Source organism: Bradyrhizobium sp. dw_411 (assembly GCF_018449695.1).
In the GTDB taxonomy this organism is placed as follows: domain Bacteria; phylum Pseudomonadota; class Alphaproteobacteria; order Rhizobiales; family Xanthobacteraceae; genus Bradyrhizobium.
Genome location: NZ_JAAVUY010000013.1, coordinates 180,537 through 200,529, shown reverse-complemented (window position 1 = coordinate 200,529; position 19,993 = coordinate 180,537). Strand labels below are relative to the sequence as shown.

Annotated in this window: 18 protein-coding genes; 12 read left to right on the top strand and 6 right to left on the bottom strand. The window is 61.7% G+C overall.

Annotated features, from left to right (window positions below; genetic code table 11):
* Window positions 1-21: 21 nt before the first annotated feature.
* Together HB676_RS22590 and purB are read right to left on the bottom strand one after the other, a co-directional pair.
* Entirely contained in the window at window positions 22-843 is an 822-nt protein-coding gene (locus HB676_RS22590) for a hypothetical protein (RefSeq protein ID WP_213740505.1), read from the bottom strand.
* Window positions 840-2,219, bottom strand: a complete 1,380-nt coding sequence (purB, locus tag HB676_RS22585) for an adenylosuccinate lyase (protein ID WP_213740503.1) — start codon at window positions 2,217-2,219, stop codon at window positions 840-842. The genes HB676_RS22590 and purB overlap by 4 nt, the downstream gene beginning before the upstream one ends.
* A gap of 172 nt (window positions 2,220-2,391) precedes the next feature.
* Between purB and HB676_RS22580 the strand changes: the two genes are divergently transcribed.
* Window positions 2,392-3,423, top strand: a complete 1,032-nt coding sequence (locus HB676_RS22580) for an alpha/beta hydrolase (RefSeq protein ID WP_213740501.1) — start codon at window positions 2,392-2,394, stop codon at window positions 3,421-3,423.
* Window positions 3,424-3,507: 84 nt separating this feature from the next.
* Here the strand turns inward: HB676_RS22580 and HB676_RS22575 are convergent, their stop codons facing one another.
* The 3 genes from HB676_RS22575 to HB676_RS22565 all read right to left on the bottom strand — a co-directional run bounded on the left by HB676_RS22575 (window position 3,508) and on the right by HB676_RS22565 (window position 5,785).
* Entirely contained in the window at window positions 3,508-4,002 is a 495-nt protein-coding gene (locus HB676_RS22575; protein ID WP_213740499.1) for a 2'-5' RNA ligase family protein, read from the bottom strand.
* A 341-nt stretch (window positions 4,003-4,343) separates the two neighbouring features.
* Window positions 4,344-5,492 (bottom strand): ImmA/IrrE family metallo-endopeptidase, encoded by a 1,149-nt coding sequence (locus tag HB676_RS22570; RefSeq protein WP_213740497.1) that lies wholly within the window; start codon window positions 5,490-5,492, stop codon window positions 4,344-4,346.
* Window positions 5,489-5,785 carry a hypothetical protein gene (locus tag HB676_RS22565; RefSeq protein WP_213740495.1) on the bottom strand — a complete coding sequence of 99 codons (297 nt, stop codon included), beginning with the start codon at window positions 5,783-5,785 and terminating at the stop codon, window positions 5,489-5,491. Before HB676_RS22565 ends, HB676_RS22570 begins: the two co-directional genes overlap by 4 nt.
* A gap of 205 nt (window positions 5,786-5,990) precedes the next feature.
* Between HB676_RS22565 and HB676_RS22560 the strand changes: the two genes are divergently transcribed.
* Genes HB676_RS22560 through HB676_RS22545 form a run of 4 tightly spaced genes read left to right on the top strand, consistent with a single transcriptional unit; the run spans window position 5,991 to window position 8,777 of the window.
* Window positions 5,991-6,491, top strand: a complete 501-nt coding sequence (locus HB676_RS22560; RefSeq protein WP_213740493.1) for a hypothetical protein — start codon at window positions 5,991-5,993, stop codon at window positions 6,489-6,491.
* Between the two features lie 3 nt (window positions 6,492-6,494).
* On the top strand, window positions 6,495-7,013 hold the full coding sequence (locus tag HB676_RS22555; RefSeq protein ID WP_213740492.1) for a hypothetical protein: 519 nt from the start codon (window positions 6,495-6,497) through the stop codon (window positions 7,011-7,013).
* The gene (locus HB676_RS22550; protein ID WP_213740489.1) at window positions 6,997-7,428 is read left to right on the top strand and encodes a Mov34/MPN/PAD-1 family protein; all 432 of its coding nucleotides are present in this window, start codon (window positions 6,997-6,999) and stop codon (window positions 7,426-7,428) included. The genes HB676_RS22555 and HB676_RS22550 overlap by 17 nt, the downstream gene beginning before the upstream one ends.
* The gene (locus HB676_RS22545) at window positions 7,425-8,777 is read left to right on the top strand and encodes a ThiF family adenylyltransferase (protein ID WP_213740487.1); all 1,353 of its coding nucleotides are present in this window, start codon (window positions 7,425-7,427) and stop codon (window positions 8,775-8,777) included. Before HB676_RS22550 ends, HB676_RS22545 begins: the two co-directional genes overlap by 4 nt.
* 25 nt (window positions 8,778-8,802) lie before the next feature.
* Here HB676_RS22545 and HB676_RS22540 read toward each other — a convergent pair whose 3' ends face one another.
* A complete protein-coding gene (locus HB676_RS22540) occupies window positions 8,803-10,224 on the bottom strand; it encodes a deoxyribonuclease II family protein (protein WP_249780412.1) in 1,422 nt (473 codons plus the stop codon).
* A 192-nt stretch (window positions 10,225-10,416) separates the two neighbouring features.
* Between HB676_RS22540 and HB676_RS22535 the strand changes: the two genes are divergently transcribed.
* The 7 genes from HB676_RS22535 to HB676_RS22505 all read left to right on the top strand — a co-directional run bounded on the left by HB676_RS22535 (window position 10,417) and on the right by HB676_RS22505 (window position 19,844).
* Window positions 10,417-11,364, top strand: a complete 948-nt coding sequence (locus HB676_RS22535) for a S1/P1 nuclease (protein WP_213740484.1) — start codon at window positions 10,417-10,419, stop codon at window positions 11,362-11,364.
* 119 nt (window positions 11,365-11,483) lie between these two features.
* Window positions 11,484-11,945 carry a hypothetical protein gene (locus HB676_RS22530; protein ID WP_213740483.1) on the top strand — a complete coding sequence of 154 codons (462 nt, stop codon included), beginning with the start codon at window positions 11,484-11,486 and terminating at the stop codon, window positions 11,943-11,945.
* A gap of 443 nt (window positions 11,946-12,388) precedes the next feature.
* On the top strand, window positions 12,389-13,810 hold the full coding sequence (locus tag HB676_RS22525) for an NAD(P)/FAD-dependent oxidoreductase (RefSeq protein ID WP_213740482.1): 1,422 nt from the start codon (window positions 12,389-12,391) through the stop codon (window positions 13,808-13,810).
* A gap of 30 nt (window positions 13,811-13,840) precedes the next feature.
* A complete protein-coding gene (gene solA / locus HB676_RS22520; protein WP_275944957.1) occupies window positions 13,841-15,004 on the top strand; it encodes an N-methyl-L-tryptophan oxidase in 1,164 nt (387 codons plus the stop codon).
* The gene (locus tag HB676_RS22515) at window positions 15,001-16,410 is read left to right on the top strand and encodes a hypothetical protein (RefSeq protein ID WP_213740480.1); all 1,410 of its coding nucleotides are present in this window, start codon (window positions 15,001-15,003) and stop codon (window positions 16,408-16,410) included. Before solA ends, HB676_RS22515 begins: the two co-directional genes overlap by 4 nt.
* A gap of 294 nt (window positions 16,411-16,704) precedes the next feature.
* Entirely contained in the window at window positions 16,705-18,306 is a 1,602-nt protein-coding gene (locus HB676_RS22510) for a hypothetical protein (protein ID WP_213740479.1), read from the top strand.
* On the top strand, window positions 18,303-19,844 hold the full coding sequence (locus HB676_RS22505; RefSeq protein ID WP_213740478.1) for a Dyp-type peroxidase: 1,542 nt from the start codon (window positions 18,303-18,305) through the stop codon (window positions 19,842-19,844). The genes HB676_RS22510 and HB676_RS22505 overlap by 4 nt, the downstream gene beginning before the upstream one ends.
* Window positions 19,845-19,993 lie beyond the last annotated feature (149 nt).

Sequence of the window (19,993 nt, the reverse complement as noted above, 5' to 3'; positions counted from 1 at the left end):
ATAAACCCACGCCCGTCGACTTCAAAGTCCATATTGTTGGACGAGGTCCTTCGGGTCCATGACGATGATGTTCGCCTCCGCCAGCGCCGCACGTCCGCCTCGGTGAAGCAAGCTCGCGGCGCCACCGCGCCTGCCCTCGTCGATCGTACAGAAGATGTCGTTGCCGTAGGCGAAGTGGCTGGCGACGATCGAACCGTCCGCCCACTCCGAAAATAGCCGCCCCCACTTTTTTCGAAGACCTTTTCTCCGTTCGTCCGGGACGGCTTCCCAGGCACGGAGAAAGGAGCGCGTCCATGTCAGCGGTCCCGACACCGGAGTGACGCCGAATTTCTGCGGGAGTTCGGCTTCAAGGGCCTTGCCGGTCCTGACGAGGGCTTCGCGTCCGTCCAGGTCGCGACAGAAATGAGCGTATCGCGCTTGCCGCTCGGTGACAGAGAACTCGCGATCTTCGGCCCACGCGAAGCCTTCGATGAAGGTCTCGCTACCGATCATCTCGGCATGCAGCAACCGCGCCCCGATGCTTTCGATATCCTTGAAGCGATCGATGGCCGGTCGCTGCGGCTTCGGTCGTTCCTTTGGAGTCATGACCACCGCGAGGTAATTCAACTTATCCACGAATTCCAATGCTTCGACGAAGATGGACGCTTCCGACAAGAAGGCCCTGATGCGTCCTTCGACGATGGCCCGTCTGATCGCGCGCGCGTGCTCGGGTGCGACCTTCTGCGGCCATTTCTCGGGATGGTGGATGACGTTGCAGACGTTGGTGTCGAACGTGATCGAAGGCGCTCGTTGCAGCGCCACGTCGCGCGACCGATGCATGTCGACGGAGATCGGGCTGTTCATAGCTCGTCGATGACGATGGACGCCAATCCGGTATAGGTCGCAGGCGTCAGCGCGAGCAGGCGCGCTTTGGCCGCATCTCCCACGTCGAGACCACGTATGAACTCAGTAAGCTCGGCGCCGCTGATCCGGCGGCCGCGGGTGAGCTCCTTCAGCAGGGCGTAAGGGTCGGCGATGCGCGAACGGCCGGCGACGACCTCGGCACGTACGACCGTCTGGATCGCCTCCGCGAGCACTTCCCAATTCGCCTCGAGGTCTGCGTGAAGCACGTCCTCCGCGAGAAAGATCTCGTCGAGGCCGCGCTCCAGATTGTTCAACGCGAGCAGCGAGTGCCCGAACGCAACGCCGATATTGCGTTGCGTCGTGGAGTCGGTGAGATCGCGTTGCAGACGCGAGGTCACCAACGTCTGCGCGAGCGTGCCAAACAACCCGGCCGAGATTTCGAGGTTCGCCTCTGCGTTTTCGAATCGGATCGGATTGATCTTGTGCGGCATCGTGGATGATCCGGTCGCGCCCTCGACGGGAATTTGAGCGAAGTAACCCATGGAGATGTAAGTCCACATGTCGGTGGCGAGGTTGTGCAGAATGCCGCCGGCATGCCTGACGCGATCGTACAGTTCGACCTGCCAGTCGTGCGACTCGATCTGCGTCGTGATGGGGTTGAAGCAGAGCCCGAGCGATTCCACGAACGTACGGCTGACAGCGAACCAATCTACGTCGGGTGCGGCGGCCACGTGCGCCGACCATGTGCCGGTGGCGCCGGAAAACTTCGCGAGATATTCCGAAGCCTCGATCTGTCTCGCGACACGTTGTAGCCGCCACGCGAATACGCCGATCTCCTTTCCCATCGTGGTCGGCGTCGCGGGCTGTCCGTGGGTACGGCCGAGCATGGCCGTATCCCGATGTTTCGCGGCTAAGGACTTCAGGGAACCGATTATGGCGAGGAGCTTGGGTAACCATAGGCGCTTCACCGCGCGCTCGACGGTGAGAGCGTACGCAACCGAGTTGATGTCGTCGCCCGTGCAGGCGAAGTGCGTCAGTTCGGCGATCGCTCCGAGACCTAGCTGTTCGAGCCGTTCGCGGACGAGGTATTCGACCGCCTTGACGTCGTGGTGCGTGATCGCCTCGATCGCCGCGAGCCGGTCGATCTCGGCCTGGCCGAATTCGGCATACGCCGCGCGCAATCGTTCCTTGTCCGCGGCGTCGACGGGGGACGCGCCGAACAGCGAACGGTCGGAGAGTGCGAGGAGCCACTCTACTTCGACCTCGATCCGGGCTCGGTTGAGCCCGGCCTCGGAGAGGTAATCCGCGAGCGACGAAACAGCCGCTCGATACCGGCCGTCCAACGGGCTGAGCGGCTGAAGGGGTAGAGAATTCACGAAATCTCCCGGAAATGGCCGTCGATCAATTGTACCGCTGGCAGCGATCCGGCGCCAGAGGCCCGAAGACAGGAGGGCGGAGTGAACGTTCGGTGCCCTTGCGCGTTGTCGCGCTGCTCTTTCCCTTGCATGCTTCTTCCCCGAGAATGATTGGAATTTGACTGGAGCGCCCATGACGGCCACGCTTCGCCTCTCCGCGCTTGCCTCGCGCACTTTCGCCACGCCTCGGCAGACGACGCACTACATCGAGTGCGGGCCGGACGACGGACCGTTGATGGTCTTCCTTCACGGCTGGCCGGGCATCGGTTTGATGTGGCGCGCGCAGATGGACGCGTTCGCCGCCGACGGATGGCACTGCATCGCTCCCGATCTGCGCGGCTTCGGTGGATCTTCCGCGCCTGCCGCCAACGATGCCTACGCCATCGAAAACGTCGTGGCGGACATGGCGGAACTGCATGACCACCTGGGCGGCCAGCCCGCGATCTGGGTTAGCCACGACTGGGGCGTTGTCGTGGCCGGCGAGTTGGCCGCGCATGAGCCCAAGCGCTGCCGTGGTGTCGTGCTGATCTCGCTGGCGTATCAGCCCGCCGGGCACGCTCTGCCTACAGTTGTTCCGCTTGTCGACCGGACGATTTATCCGGCTGACCATTATCCGGATGGCCAGTGGGACTACTACCGGTACTACACGACGCACTTCGAGACGGCAGTCGCGGACTTGGATGCAGATAAGGCGGCTTCGTTGGCATCTATCTTCCGACCAGGCGACCCCGCCGGGGTCGGCAAGGTTGCGTCGCATGCGGTGGTCACGCGAAACGGAGGCCGCTTCGGCGCTGCGCATCGCGCCCCATCCACCCAACCCGACCCGGCTCTCTGGCCGCCGGCCGACTTCGACGCACTGGTGCAGGCGTTCAACGCTCATGGCTTCCGCGCTTCCTGCGCATGGTACCTGAACGATGACGCCAACGTCGCCTACGCTGGCAAGGCCTGCGATAGTGGCCGCTTGACCCAGCCTGTGTTGTTCGTCAACGGCGATTTCGATCAGATCTGCACCATCGCCGGAAATCCGCAAGGCGACCCCATGCGCGCGGCTTGCGCAGACCTTACCGTGACGAGCCTGCCCGCCGGACATTGGCTGCCGCTGGAGCGTAAGGCGGAACTCATCCAGGTGATCCGCACGTGGCTGCAGAGCAGGAAGCTTTCGTAGTACCGCGTCTCGCTCCGTCGGTACGAACGGTCGTGACGCATCCGCGCGAATTGAGTGGCCGGCGCAAGCCGCAGACCGAATTCCTCACCTCGCGAAAGACAGCCGGCTCTCAAGCTTCCAAGGTCCGCCCAGGTATTCCCAGACGAGAAGTCCCGTTACCGCGCCGGAGCGAGGCTCGAAATCGTCGCCCAGATCTCGGTACAGCCGTTTCGCGGCGTCGGATGTCACCTTGTTCTGGATGGTGACGTGCGGCCGCCACGGCTGGATGTCTTGTCCGGAGAATTCACCGCCCATCGCGCCTCGGATTTCGGCGCGCAGCAGTTCGAGCCTTAGCGACCGCATCCGGATCGCGACGCCGAAGCCGAGGAGGATCGGCGCGTCGACTAGGATAGGCTCCGGACCGTCCGGAAGGGCTGAGGTCGCCAGGCGGCCCGTCCGCGCCGACGACAGACGGTGGAATAGAGTGATGTGGGCCGGCAGCAGGTTGCGCGCCGGAGGAAAGTGCGTGCGGCGTAGGCCGTCCAGCCAGGCAAAGCTGTCCGGATCGAGGTCTGCCGTCAGGATATAGCTAGGAGTCATGGTGTCCCGACGCGTTTGGTGGTGGTCGGCCGTATATCTCAACACTGGGCCTCCGGCGCCCGCCGATCGCTTCTTCCGAGCAGCGGCGAGAACCAGCGGCGATAATTGCGCTTCTTTCAAAACCGGTCGGCGATCGTGATCTGATTGGTTTCGGGCAACGGCATCTGCCGAAGGCACTCGGGCGGAGATTGCTTTGCGACGCTCGATATTACGCCTGATGGTTTGAACCGGGCCCGACCTTGGCGAAGGTCGACTGGCCGGCGCGTCTCTCAAGCGATTGACCGCCATTGAGCAGTGGAGCGCAGGAGAGGTTTGGACAACTCGGTCTTGCGTTGCCGCACCTAGGCTGATTTGAGAACGGATTTGACCTCGCCCCGGCCGATCAACTTCGAAAACCGGCGATAGTCCGAGTGTTCGAACCGCCATCTGCCCGCGGCGATAGCCGGATGGACCCCGGCCTTTTCTGCCGCATCTACGATCTCCTCGGTGCTGCTGCCTTTGACGATTTGGTCCCAGATCGTGGGTGGGATAAGGGCGTTGCGTGCGAACTCATCCGCCTCGGTTTCGATGGTTTCAGAACTGGCTACGTCGAGATCGTCGAGTATCATTTGCCGAACGGGACTTAGGTGGCAAACGACGTGTGCGAATTCGTGCAACAACGTGAACCAAAAATTGTCCAATCGGTCGTGACGCAGGGTCAGGACGATCACTGGAACGCCATCGCTGCGGCACATCGCGGCGCCGTCGAGAAACGTTCCCGGCAGATGCTCCAGGATGATCAGTACGATCCCCATGCCGGATAGCGCGGTCACGATCCGGTCTTGCCAGTCGGGCAAGACGCTCAACTGGGCCAACCTCCGCGCCGCCTTCTTCGGGTCGCCGATCTTGATCTTCTTGATCGCGACTTTTTCCGCGCGCCCCAATGCGGCCGCGCACCACGCCTCGAGCGCAGCCAAATCCGTCTTTGCGTTGGTGCGCTCGGTTCTCGTCTTGCGCAGCATGGCCACGGCCGGAGCGGAGACCTTGGAACGCGACACGAAGCCAGCAAGGTTGTCCTTCGATTTTATCACGCCGAGCTTGCGGAGTGCCTCCTCGGCCGCCATCGAACTGCTCGAAGGACCAGCCGCAGGCTCATGCTTGAACGAGCCGATGAGCGCGGCGACGGGAATCCCGAGGTGTTGATGTAGGGCCCGGATCTGGTCGACGGTGGGTTGCCGCTGTCCTTTGAGTATATCCGACACCCGTGATTTGCTCCCGAGGTAAGGAATCAGGTCACGCTGCGACAGGCCGGCCTGTTGCATCCGGAATTTGATCGCTTGAGCGGGCGTCGCCGTTCCGATGGAATGTCGAGATCGCTCCCATTTCTCGATGAGCGTCTGCAGCACCTCCCGCTCATCGAGCTCGCTCTGACCGTTCTTCCCGAACAGCGCCTTGGCTCTCTTGAGCGCGGCTTGATAGTCCTCGTTGCTGCGAATTGGGCGGATTGTCATGCAGCTTTGCTCCCTGTCTTGACAGCGCGTGCCCCGGTTTCCGAACCCGCATAGTCGATAAGAATCATTTGCGCTTGGCAGTCGGCCAGGAGGTCGACCCGGTAGCCGGGGCCGAGCAGGATCCGGACCTTCATGCCGTCGACGACTGCGGCGGGAAAGAATTCCGCCATTTCTTCCGTCGACTCCCACGAACCCGCCTCGAGCTCGGCGACGAGCGCCGGTATCGCGCCGTCGAGGACATCGCCGGCACTTCGCAAAAGTTCGGCCAACTTCGATATCCCCATCAGTTTCATGGCAACGCCGGCTCCGCCAAAAATGGTTCCCAAATGTGGGACGTTCTATTGCATCCGAACCCGCGTCGTGGCATATGAGAATCATCGTTCCCATAAGTGGGACTAACACGTCGAATCGCACGGGCCAAGGGGTTTGGCTCCACCCTCCCGCGCGCGAGTACGGAGCATTCGCGCGGGCGCGAGCCCCTCAGCAACGGAGTTGCAAATGTCTCAGTATGTCGAAACCGTTATCGAGCGGGTCACCGTCGTCTTCGCGGCGGAAGGGAAGGCCGGCCATCACGACGCGGAGATCGGTCCCACCACCACCGTGAAGGAGTTCATCGAGATCGCCGTCACCAAGACCGGGATCGAAGGCCTTTTCGAGGTCTACATCGAGGACGCCGAAGACCCGCTCGGTCACGAGTCGATCCTGATCGAACATCTGTCGGTCGAATTCGCGCCGCTCCACATCGCCAAGCCGGGTAAGATCGCGACCACGGTTCGCTATCAGGGCCGTCACGTCGAGCACCTGTTCCGTCCGGCGGCAACGATCGCGAAGGTGACGAAGTGGGCGGTCGGCAAGCTTGCCCCGACCGAGGATCCGATCGACTTCCAACTCAAGCACGACGGTCACGTGCTGCCACCGGACTCCCATCTCGGCCAGGCGTCTCGCGGCGACAAGTCGATCGTCCTCGATCTCGTCTTCAAGGTGAAGCCGCAGGGCTAGACCATGGGACCTGATCATGGCGCTCTCGTGCGCGATCTCGCATCGCCGACCTTCAAGGTCGGCGTGCGCCGGGGCCGCTGGGCCTTGCTCGGCATCAAGTTCCCGATCGCGATGTTCTTCGTCGCAGCACCGGTTCGTCTGGGCGGCCCGACCGGTTTTCTGCTGCGGTCGGACTGCTCCGGATATCCGGCGACGGCGCCGACCTCGCAGCTTTGGCACGGCCGCGACAACCAGCCGCTCGCCGACGCGCACCGGCCCAAGAACAAGCAGGGCGGCACGATGGTCTCGTTCACCCAGTGGTCGACGCCGTGCCTCTACCACCCCGTCGACCGGCTGGCGCGATGCCACTGGCCCGGTCAATACCAGGAACTCTGCTGGACTGCCGACAAGACGATCGTCTTTCTGCTGGAGACCGTGCATGACCTTCTCGATTCAACGGAATATTCGGGCGCTAGTCTTCCCGCCGCGACGCTTGAACTGCCGCAGGAGTTTGTGGCTGGAAACGTTGGCACTGCTGCGTGAGCGTGGCCGGGGTCGCCGCGAGAGCGGCGGCTTCCTACTAGGCCGCCGTACCGACGGCCTCAGGACGATCGAATCGTTCCTGCCCTACGACGATGTCGATCCGCACGCGTTGCGGGGTGCGATCTTGTTCGACGGTTCGAAGATGGACGTCGTCTGGGATCTATGCCGCCGCGAAGGATTGGAGGTTGTGGCCGACGTCCACACCCATCCCCGCTCCGGTGTCGGCCAGAGCCAGACCGATCGCGACAACCCGATGATCCCGGACGTCGGGCACGTCGCGATCATCGTGCCGAACTTCGCGGATCACACGTACCTGCCGGGCGAAATAGGCATCTACGAATATCGCGGTCGCCGGCAGTGGACCGATCGCAGCGACGATGCCGGCAGGTACTTCGCGGTCAGGAGGTTCGCATGAACCCATCGATCGAAGATGATCGCTTGGCGCAACTGCTCATCCGCGGCGACTGCAATATCGGCTACGACCAGGCGCGGCGAAGACTCGATCAGGCCGCGCTCGTTCTGACCGCCGATGACGCGACTGGCGTGCCGTGGATCCAGGCGGCGCTGTTTACCGCAGCAGAATGCGGCGTGCGGATGTTTCCCGGTGGCGTCTATCTCGGCTCCGATTTCGGCTACACCACCGTGGTCGGGCAGTTCGGCAGATGGCCCGTCCGTCGGCATCTTGAACTCGCGGGGTGTCGTTCTTCGGCTGCACCCGCGCACGCCGTCGCCTTGCATATCGGTACCGAGCGCCCGCGCATGCAGGGCGGGGCGCTATGCTGGGCCGATGGCTGGGCCGGCCTCGTCGGCATCGAGGCGCCGGCCGATCCGCCCCGGGGCGGCAACGAAATCGGCGGCGCGATGGCGGCCGCCATGGGAATCGGCGAGGTCTTCCGCAGCGTTGTGCTAGGCGACAAGCTCGCCTGCCGCAGGACTTCAAGACTCTCGGCATTGTCGCCGGGCTGCGAAGACGCGGCCGGCATCGATCTTTGCTACCTGCCCGCGGCGTACTGGCTGCTGGGCCTCGGCAATCTCGGTCAGGCCGCGCTGTGGACGATTGGACTTCTCCCCTATACCGATCCGGGCATGGTCTCCCTGGTTCTACAGGACCCGGACAAATCCGAAATCGGCAATCTCGCCATCCAGTTGTTGACCAGGCCGGACTGGATCGGCCGCAAGAAAGCCCGCAACGCGGCGACGTGGGCGGAGGGGCGTGGCTTCGGCACCGCGGTCGTCGAAAGCAGGTTCGTCGATGGCACCAAGCGCTCGGCGGACGAGCCCGCACTGGTGCTCGTCGGCGTCGACAATCTCGCGGCTCGGCGCGCCGCGGCTGGTTCGAATTTCGACCTCGTCGTCGATGCCGGCCTAGGTGCTTCGCCCTCGGAGATCTTCGACATTCGGCTACACGGCTTCCCCGGAAGGCGCTCGCCCGAGCAGGCGTGGCCTGCGCCGGACGGACCGTTGGAAGCTCCGATTGTTCCAGCGCTACAGGAACTGGTCGATGCCGGTCGCATCGATCGCTGCGGAGCGTTGATGATTGCCGGCCGCAGTCTGGGCGTGCCGTCGACAGCTGTCGCTGCAGCCGCGATCCAGGTAGCACAAGCCTGCCAAGCCGTCAGCGATGGCACTTTCGTCGATTTCGCCGACGTGGCATTGACGAACTGTCGTCGCGCTGCAGGCCGCCGGCATATGCTGGCAAGGCCCGGGATCCTTCCGTTCGTGCACGCTAGACTGGGAGCGGGCACCGCTTCGAAAGCAAGGTAGCCCGGTGCGATTGCAGTCTGTCGTTCTACCGGCGTCGCCGTCGCACCTTCTTATGATGCACGGTCAAAGGTTTGAGATTTGGGAGTTCGGTATCGATTTGAGAAGACGTTTGAACGAACGATTGAACAGGCGAAAAGCGGGCGGCGGAAACGAACGCCAGCTTGAGCGCATCATCGACGTTCATCATGCTGCCGAGAGAAGCCGAAAGCGCCTTGTTTTCGACGACGAAGAACATGCCACCCCGCGTATTCTGCGAGACGTCGCAAGGTTCGGAAAGCGCTCCCTCTTGGTTCAAGTCGCCGAAGATCGCATATTTGGGCGGCGTGGAGACACCGATCTTCGCGTGATTCCGATCGGGGCTCGGTCCTCCCGTCAATCCGAATACCTTCTTCAGCCACGTACCGGTATCCGCATTCGTGACCGCGCCGGACGCACCGAGCGATGCGTCCCAACACTTTGGGCGCCCTCCCTTGTAGTCGTCTATTTTGCCGTTGCCGATCAGCCAGGTCGCCACAGTCAGGGGAGTGCCGTCGAGGGTGGCGGAGACCATCTGCCACGGCGGCACCTGCATGTTTGGAGGCTTGGCAATGATCTGAACGCCGGTCGAGAGCTTCTCAGTCAGCAGCGTGTCGTCGTGCGACAGCTTTCCGAGTCCGGATGCCAGCTTCTGAATGTCATCGGGGCCGCCGTTCCTGACGATCTGGGATCGGCTGTCCGCGCCGGCGCCGGCTTCCGTGACGACGCTGGCTTTCTGCAGGGCGCGCAGCACGGTCATGACATCGGATTTATTCAGGCGTAGCGCGAAGAAGTGCTGACTGACCCAGACGTTGTTCTGAGGCTTGCCGGTGTTGTCAGTGATGCATCCGAGGGTATTGCCGTTCTTCCTCGGAAAGTCGGGAGAGCCCGAACCAGGCCAATTCGGAGTGGACACTTGCATGACCAGTCCCTCGCCATGGTCGTTCCAGGCCAGCACACCCTTCGAGTGGCCCCACGGGGCGTTGCACGACGTCCTTCCCTTACAAGCCGGAAGATCCGGATCATCGTAGAACTGATCATTCCAGATTACGTAGCTGTAGTCCCCGCTGTAGATCTCGTCGAAAGTCGCGCCGATCGGATCGTTCGTCGATTCGCCTAGGCAACCGTTATCGTTGTGGAGGGTCGGATTCGCGCTGCTGGCGGAAATCGACTGGAGTCCGAATCCTTTCGGATAGTCCTGGACGTCTCCGCCGAAGATGCACGCGCGCTTCATGGTCGTCAGGCATCCCGGGAAGAACTTCGTATTGAATTTGAATACGAACCACCAATCGACGGGCGAGGCTCCCTTTTGCAAGAGAGGAGCAGGAAGCGCTTGAGCCTGTCCTGACCGCGTCGAAGCTAAAAAGCAGAACGTTAGAAGGGCGATATGCGACAAAAGGAGGGGTAGGAGACAGAATTGACGTGATCGCATATCCACGGCGAGCCCCCATTCGAGCTATCAAACGGTCAAGGCGTCTAGTACACACGCAAAGCTTGCCGACTGCAACTGGTTCGCGCTCGCGCTCCGTGGCGTAGTGGCGGGGTCGACCCTCGAGGCGTGTCATTCAACTGACAGATACGCCCCGTTGAATACGCCGACGGAGATCGGAGCGGAGGCTTGGAAATGAGGCGCGTACCATCGGTTTTCCTTCTGGTTTCGGCCCTCGGGCTCGCCGCGTCGCCCGCACGCGCATGGTGGGACGAGGGCCACATGCAGGTCGCGTACCTGGCTTACAAGCGCCTGTCGGAGCCGGTGAGGGACAAGGCCGACGCCTTGCTGAAGCTCAACAAGGACTACGCGAAATGGACGGCCGGCGCCGCGGACGACAAGACGGCGAAGATATACGCCTTCGTCCACGCCGCGACGTGGGCAGACGACATCAAGACGAAGGAATACGGTTACACCCGCGACCAGGTGACGAGTCCGACAGCAGGCCAGAACATCGGCTATCCCGATCGGAATCAGCACGCCTACTGGCATTTCAAGGACTTCGACTTCTCGCCGGACGGCACGCCCTTGCCTGCTCCGGCGCCCGTCGATCTGGTCTCTCAATTGAAGCTGATGATAGCCGCGCTGCCCGCTTCCTCCGGCGCATCCGACGACCTACGTTCATATGACCTTGTTTGGATCCTGCATCTTGTCGGCGATGCGCATCAGCCGTTGCACGCCGTGGGCCGGTACACGGTTCAGATTCCCGATGGCGATGCCGGTGGCAATGCCGAGAACGTCATTCCGGCGGCCGGCTCCGTCATCGCGTTGCATGCATATTGGGATTCGATGTTCGGAGGCTACTCTTCGCCTTACGGCGCCATCTTCGACGCCGACGACAAGGACGGACTTTCGAGCGTTGGTGTCAGCCAGGCCGAGGCGCAGATATTGGACCCGGCCGTTTGGGCTCAGGAAAGCGCGGACCTTGCGAAGCAATACGCGTACGCGTCCCCGATCAGCACGGGCAAGAATCCAATCATGTTGACCCGTGAATACGAAACGAGCGCGAAGAATCTGGCACGGGCAAGAGCAGCTTTGGCTGCCGCAAGACTGGCCAACTTGATCGACTCGACACTCAAATAGTTACCCGGCAATGTCCGGCAAACAGAGATTTCGGAGGACCATCGATGATCAGGGTAATTGCAGCCGTCTTGACTTATTTCGTGTCTCTCTCATGCGCTCCAGCGTTCGCAGGCTCTCCCTTGTCGCAGCTTACGCCGTTCACGGGAACGCCGGTCTTCTTCGACGCCAGGCGGATCACGGCGGTCACGTCGCTGCCGCCCAACGAGTTTCCGGTCAGCGCCGAAGTAGCCCGCCTGTCACTGCAGATATTCTTTCCGTTGCCGGCGCAGATCGAAGCGAACGGCCCGAAAAAGCCGGTCACCCAAGTGCTCGGCATCTTTGCAAACCTGATGCCGGTGAAGGAATCCACCGATGACGTTCTCAAGCTTGCAGGCCGTGATCAGTTCGCGCAGTTCACTTTGATGACAGGACAGACGGTCTGGATGCGTGCGTCCGCCATCGCGTGGGTGTCTCACGACTATGAGGGCGGAACACCGAACGCAGGCAGCTTCGTGGGCCTCGGATTTGTGCCGGGAAGGCCGACGGCGCTGAAGGAGGATGTCGACACGGTTCGGAAGGCGATCGAGAAGATAATGCCATGAATCGAAGATCACGGGTTTGAGCGGGCAAGGTCGTCAAAGCGAGGGCGATGCATGTCAAACTCACGCCGGACGATTCCTGCAAACCGCGTTCACTTGCTGGCGGAGGATCGCGTAACGTTGGAGGTATCGTCCTCGCCATGTTCCTCGTGAGATGCCTCACCCAGTTGCAGGCGCCATTGACAACACCTCTAGATTACTTTTGATTTCGTCTTGGGGATTACTCGGGAGGACGTTGGTATGTTCAAGACGCGCTTTGCGGCCGATCTAGGCGATCTCAACGGCAAAGTAACGCGCCGTCCCCTTCTCGGCGGATAACCATCATGGCCCGCTCGCTCTACGCGCGGCTCGACCAGCGTTTCGGGACGAGGGCGCCGGCGGTCCAGCGACAACGGGACCTTCAGAACCGCATCGCCAACTTCTCGCAGAAATTCGACACGGAAATCATGTTCGCGCCGGCGCGGGCCAATAAGAAGACACGCGTCGCCGTCGTCGGTGCAGGCTTCGCGGGCCTGATGGCCGGTCATAATTTGTCGCGGACGTGCGCAGTCCACGTTTTCGAGGCGCGGGATCGCGTGGGCGGTCGCGTGTGGACGCAATTCCATGCGTCGTCGCATCGCGCGATCGAAGCCGGCGCGGAACTGATCGGATACAACCATCCCACTTGGCTGATGCTGGCGAAGGAGTTCGATCTAGGATTGACCGTGCTGACGACCGAGGATGCGTTCTCGTCCCTAGATCTGGATATGCCGTTGTCTTTGGACGGGCGGCTGTTGTCGGCCAAGGAAACGAAGCAAGTCTACGACGAGATGGAGCCTGCGATCGCGAACATGTGCGCGGAAGCAAGGAGGTTGTCGGACCCATACAAATGCTGGGATGCTCCCGATGCGGAAAGTCTCGACAACACGAGCTTGGCGACGTGGATAAAACTGCAGGATTGCAGCGATCTCGCGAGACGGGCGCTGGAGACTCAGTTCGTCAATACGAACGGCGCGCCAACCGAGCGGCAGAGCTTGTTGGCCAACCTTGCCGCGGTTCGTGGGGGTGGAATTCATGGAAAGCCCGATGACTACTTCACCCAGTCCGAGACGGTGAAGTGCGAACAGGGCAACCAAACTTTAGCGACGAAGCTGGCGGAGAGCATCATCGCGGCCGGTGGCGAGATATCGACGGGAACGCCGATCACATCGGTGGACATCCGCGCTGACAAGGTCGTCCTCACGAACGCGGCCGGAAAGGAAACTGACTTCGACTATGTCGTATTCGCCGTTCCACCGAGCCTGTGGGCGACCACGTCGTCTCCCGGAGAGATCAGGATTAATCCACCCATTGCGCCCGAGTATCGCGTCTCGATGGGCGTCGCCGTCAAATATTTGAGCGAACTCAAAGGCCGCTTCTGGTTCGGCGCCGGTCAATCTCCGAATGGCACCTCCGAGACGATCGGATTGACGTGGGACGGCACGGACAACCAGATTCAGATGCCGGATCAGACGGTGGAACTCAGCCTGTTCGCGGGAGGGCATGCCGCGGAAGCCGCGATCGAACTCCTTGCCAAGTCGGACGAACGTCAACTGAATGCTTATTACGCTCGCGAACTGGACAAGCTCTTCTCGGGCTATTCAGATAATCTGGCCGCCGAGCCGAAGTTCGTCTCCTGGCCCGGCGAAAGGTGGACGAAGGCCGGCTATTCCTGTCCGGCGCCCGGCGAGGTCAAGCGGATCGGGCCGTTTCTCAATCGGCCATTTCACGACCGCCTGGTGTTCGCGGGCGAACACTGTTGTCTCCCTTTCTTCGGTTACATGGAAGGCGCGCTGCAGTCAGGACTGACGGCTGCATCGGCCATCATTCGCAACGAGGGCCTCATTTGATCGGCGGATACTGCCGGTGGGAGCATTGCGATGCGTTTGTGCGAGATTGCCGTGGTAGGACTAGGTCTCATGGGAAGCGCAGCGCTCCATTCGCTCTCGCGCAGAGGAGCCGACGTGATCGGGTTTGACCCGTTGGACTTGGGCGGCCCGCGAGGTTCATCGCACGGCTCTTGCCGCGTCTACCGGCGTTTCAATTTCGAGAGCAAGGCCTATACCGACTTGAGCGACGAGGCCTTCAAGGGTTGGCGGATGCTGGAATCCGCCACGGGGCGGACGGTGCTCCTGCCTAGCCAAGTCCTCGAAGCGGGACCGCCGAGATCGAAACTGGTCGCCGAATCCCGCGCTGCCGCAGCGCTCAAGGGTGGCGGCACCGGGCCTACGACCGGAGCCGAAGCCAATGCCGCGTTTCCTGCATTCCGGTTGCCCACGGATTGGGACGTGGTCGTGCAGGAAAGCGGCGGCATCCTGTTGGCGGAAGCCGCGCTCCGGGCTTTCCGCGAAGGCCTCGAAGACCGCATCGTCAGGGCCACGGCCCGCATTCGCCCGACGGCCGCCGGTATCCGCATCTCGACGCCGCGCGAGGATATCCTGGCGGAGAAGGTCATCGTCGCCGCCGGGCCTTGGATAGGCGGACTAATTCCGGGACTTGCCCGACATCTGAAGATCACGCGCCAGACGATCGGATGGTTCGCGCCGGCGCAGCCTGACGCGGTTCGTTACGGCGAGTTTCCCGTGTTCATCCTCGAAGCCGCGCGGGGCTTGGTCTACGGCTTTCCTGATTTCGAGGGACGAGGCGTCAAGGCGGCGCAACACGACCACGGGCCGGTGGTCGGAGCCGACGCCTGGGGACCGCCGCCGAGCGACGATGAACTCGAGTTGGTCGGAACGACACTCGCCGAATTGCTCCCCGGCGCGGCGGGTTGCATCGTCGACCGCGACGTCTGCCTCTACACGAACACGCTCGCAGCGGATCTGCGCGGCGACAAGGGCGAAGAGTTCATCATAGACCGACTTCCGGACGATAGCCGCATCATCGTGGCTTCGCCTTGTTCCGGGCATGGCGCGAAATTCGCCACCGCGATCGGTGCGATGGTCGCCGACATGGCCCTTGATCCGAAAGTGACGGCGCCCGAGGCCTTCCGGTTGGACAGGTATTCGCAGTTCGCGTCGGGACTCCGGGGTAGCGGCGAATGACCGAAAGTGGTTCCGAAAAGACTGTCGCCTCAACACACCTGGAAAGGTTTGGGATTTGGTTGGCGATCGTGCTTCCTGTCCTATCGTGCGCGGAAGCACTTCGATGGGCCTTTGTCTGGGGTCAACGCGGCGATCCCGTCCTGCACTATTGGATCGCCGCCGTCGCTTCCATCGCGATCGCACTCCTGTTCTACGCATTTGAACTGATCGTCGCGCGATATCCAGATGTCGCATGGCTTGCAAGGCTCCACGTTCCAAGATGGACAGCCTTGGAGCCGTTCTTCAAGAGCACCAAGATCCCGCTGACGATCGTCTTTCTCTCCTACGCACTTTTCTACGTCACTCAGGGGGTCGACGAAGAGACTCGTTGGGCGATCTGGGTCAACAGGCACGTTTTCAACTTCGATCTGTTCTGCAGACATTTCTCGGCGATCGACACGATCCGCATCGAGATTGCTGGGTACGCGCTCTACCTGACGCTTCACGTCATCTACAACTACTTCTGTCCTCCCATACTTGCTCATGCCATCCGCAAGAGCGGCGGCCTGGCTCGCGAGGACGCGGCGCTGGTTCTGGTACGGACAATCGAACGGCACGGGCAGGCCGTTCCCCAGTCGGATCTGGCGAAGACGATCTATGGCTTCGCCGATGAGAATCGCGGACTGCTCGACGAAGAGAGCAGAAAGGTTCTGGACGAGCGGCTGAAGCTGCTCGACGGTTATGCGAACCCGCACCCGACCGACGAGCCTCTTCAGGGCGAAGCCGATGCGGAAGTCGGCGCGGCGTCTCCAGCGGTCGCCATGGCCGCTGCGGGCGATGCGGCGGCCGTCGCGCGGCTATTCCCTTCCGAACGGGCTACCGAGACCTATTATCTCGGGGTCGACCTTTTCGATATCCTCTATCCGCCGGTCCGCGTTCTCCTCTGCGCAGGACTGGTCGCCGCCATTCTGGCCACCAGTCTGCCGGTGGCCGCGAAGTTGTTGTGGGTCGCATTTCCGCGACTGGGAGAAGCATGCATGACCGATCTAAACCAAGTGCCTGTCGATTTTCGCGATTCTGAGTGGGTCGAGTTCGAAGGGAGCGTCCAAACGACTGGTCCGGACACTTCGGTGCTCGTTCCTGCAGACGATGCGAACGAGCGCTGGACGCTGGAGAACAAGAACGTCACGGTGAACAAGGGTGAAAGGGAGCAGCGGATCTTCCTGCGCATCGGCACGGTCGTAGAGATCGACACGATGGGGATGGGGGCAAGCACTGCTCCACCGTATTCGCCGGCTCCGAATGCCCGAATGAGCAAGCAGTGCAGCTCGGGAAGCCGATGCTCCAATCACGTCGAGATCTGCTGCGGCAGCAACGAGATCAAGGGAAAATGCTACGGCCGATGGCCGTGTCCGAAACAGCCCTGAGTTTGCGGGCCGGCGTTGTTTCCAGAGCCTCGACGTAGCAAGCCTTTTGCGGGCGCGAGAATTTTGATCGCGTCGGCGACACGGACTGACGGTCGCTGACGATTTCATCGCCTGTCCACCACCGAGCACCGTGAAAACTGATGTTCGGCGGCCTTCACAACCACTGCGTTTAATGGCCTACTGTTTCGCGATTGTTCATACCTGTATGGCCGCGAACCGTGTGGGCCCGTTTGAGACACATCCAGCAAGCCAACTGAATCCGCGAGCCGTCTTCGCGCTTTGGAGGAATTTGTGATGCTACTTCGCACGCCGGCCGACATCGGTGCTATCGATTTTAAGGACGCCAAGAACACGACGCCGCAGGATCTCGCGCAGGCCTGGAACGACTATCTGATGCAAAACCTCCAAGGTCATGAGGATCACGGCAAACACGTGCCGGGCGCGTTCGACAAGAGTCCAAACTATTTCGACGGTCGCAAGGATCATGGAGACGCAACGGCACCGATTCCTTGGAACGGATTTCCTCGAGCGCTTGATCGCTGGCATAAGGTACTGGGAGATCCGACTCCGGCTAAGCAGGCACTTGCCGAGGCGACCGCGGAAACGGTCGTCGAATATCTTTTCTTCTGGTATCCGGACGGAAAGGGGCAGCCGCAGCTCAAGAGAATCCCCGCGCACCTCGTTAGCCTTCTGCCTGTGGCTCAACAGAAACTTGCCCGCCGGGCGCGGCTGGGTTCCGGTACGGGCGCCGAGATCACGATGTGTTATCGGCAACAAGACGAATATTGCGAGTGGCACGCCGACCGAGATACTCGAGGCAAGCTTGTCCGCCTATCATTCACCGCCGAACCGCCGGAATACTGGACCTATCTCGCCGACAAGGAGCCGGATCTCGTGTTCGGCCTCTACAAGAAGTTGGTAGGCGATAACGTTCAGAGGGACGACATTTTCTATCCCAGTGATGCGGTGGTCTACGGCGAAAACGCCAACGGTGCCGCGAGGTGGCTGAAGTTTGCCGCCAAAGGCGACTACAACCAATACAACAAGTGGAACTCGACCCATGGCGCCGTGCATCTCACGCATTGGGCGAACACCCTCGGTGCGGAGATTGATCTAGCAGCCCGCGCTTCGATCGTTTGGCAGTCGGACATCGATGGACCGCGCCCGGATTTGGACGACGATCCGGCACTGACTCGCATTGCGTGCGCAGGATACGGCGGCATCAATCGAAGCAGCGACCCAACGATCGGCGAGCTGGTCGGCCTCCAGGTAGCTGCGGGAAACCGCGTGTCGCTGACCGACCCAATAGGACTTTACATTGCGTCGATCGATCTTTCGACGCTTCAGCGTCAAACACCGACAGGTCGTGTGCCTGTGGCCGAGGCGGACGTGCTGACCATTTCGCGAGGCGACGCAGCGGATGCGGCGCATCCACGCAAGCTTCATATGAAGCTTGAGGCTCCGGCGGGCGCCGATTGGACGCTCGGAGACTGCTACATCGACAATAGGCTGCTTGAGCGTGCAGGTCAGGTGGCGCGCAAGATAACCATGTCGCTCTATGCCGATGTCAAGAACGGCGGCGCCAACAAGGCCCCCCATGGATGCAAACCGAATCTCGTCTGCCGCAACCCGACCAGTTCAGGCTTCTTCGGCACGTTCGATCCTGAAGAGGTTGCGTCCTGCGAGAAGGCGAAGCCGGACGACTGGCTGCAAGAAGTCCCTCTTGTCGGGCCAGCGGCGCTCCTCACGGGGCACATCAGCACCTTTGACGTGAAACTTGATTCGGATACCGTGTTCGTGTCGAAGGCGACGGAAGACAAGGCGTCGACTGCCCCCGTGGGCAACGAGGTCATACCGCCGCCGCCGATCGCGTCGAGCCGCGCCAAGTTTCAATGACCATCCAGGAACCACGCCTCGACGCGGATGACATCCAAGGTCATATCCTGACCGGCTTTGGCAGAGCCTACGAACTTCTGCTCGGAATAAGGGTGACGCCGGAGGCGCTCGATGCAGCAAAGACGGCGTTGCGGACGATAGCAGTTGATGTCACGCCAGTGCGTTCGTCTTCCGATGCCAAAGCGCAGCGGCGCATCGCCGCGTTGGCCGGGAAGGTGCCGGTTGCGACGACCGTGCCGAACGTCGCCATGGCCTTGTCCGGGGGCGGGCTTGCAAAATTGGAAGCCGATCCCGGCAAGGTCCTAGACCCGATCTTCCACATGGGCCCTGGCGGCAGCGCGACGGCATTGGGAGATGCGGTCGACGACAAGGGAAGGCCGCAAGGCTGGCATTTCGGCGATACACCAGAGCGCGAGCCGGACGTTCTGATCCTCATCGCCTCGGCGGACGAGCATCAGGTCCTTGCGACCGCTGCTCGCTATCTCGCTCTGCTCGGGGCCTCGGTGACCGTCGTGCTCAACGAGTGCGGCCGCCGCATAGCCCGCGAAGCGGAGCATTTCGGGTTCGTTGACGGAATTTCCCAGCCTGGTGTTCGGGGAATGATGGACGATGAGACCTACCTGACGCCGAGGGCATATGGTGGCGCGGATCCTCAGAGTCTACTTTGGTCTCGACCGGGGCAGCGACTCACTTGGCCGGGGCAATTCGTCTTCGGCTATCCGGGCCTCAACCCCGACGACATGCAGCATGCTGGCGACATCGTTGGCGGCGACCCGTTCCTACGCAATGGCTCGCTTCTCGTGGTCCGACGCTTGAGCCAAGACGTGGGGTTGTTCTGGAAAGCGATGGCGGATCTTGCCCAGCAATTCTCGACGGCCTCGGGCGTCGCATGGTCGCCGGAGAAGGCGGCGGCTCGTTGCGTCGGGCGATGGAAGGACGGCACGCCGGTCTCACTTTCTCCGGATCGAGAAGATCCTGCTATCTCATCTGACTTCTACAAGAAGAACGGCTTTAGATTCGTCTCGCCCATCGCCCCGACGACGTTGACCGACGCTGACGGCAGCCACCCGTTTCCGGGGGCTGCTGCCGATCCGTTGGGTAGTGCATGTCCATTCTTCGGACACATCAGGAAGGTGAACCCGCGAGATCAGAGTCACGATTTCGGGGGCGTAGGCAGCACGCTCAGCAGCCAGATGCTTCGTCGCGGTGTACCGTTCGGACCCGACTGGACGGGCGTGGAGGACGGTGCTGATCGCGGGCTGATGTTTATGAGCTATCAGACCTCGATTCAACACGCCTTCTACCGGTTGATGTCGGAATGGGTGAAGGACCCGCTTCGTCCCATCCCAGGCGGGATCGATCCAGTCATCGGGCCGTCGCCACCAGACGGTCGAAACCTGGCTGCGGTTATCGGCGCACAGACGAAGAGCCTAACACTTGTCGGACAGTTCGTTCGCGCAACGGGAGCAGGGTATTTTTTCGCACCTGGCATCAAAACTCTGAAGTCCCTGTTCGCCCCTTCACCCGCAATCGTCTGACGGCGGCCGATCTCGTTGCCGCCATGACGCTTCGTGGGCCGTAATTTTGTCGACGCGAGGCAGGTGGAACTTGGATGGGCACTTTGGTTGATTGAGCTCTGATCTCCACGGCGGAGGTAGCGCGCGATGACGCCGCCCGTACTGCCCGG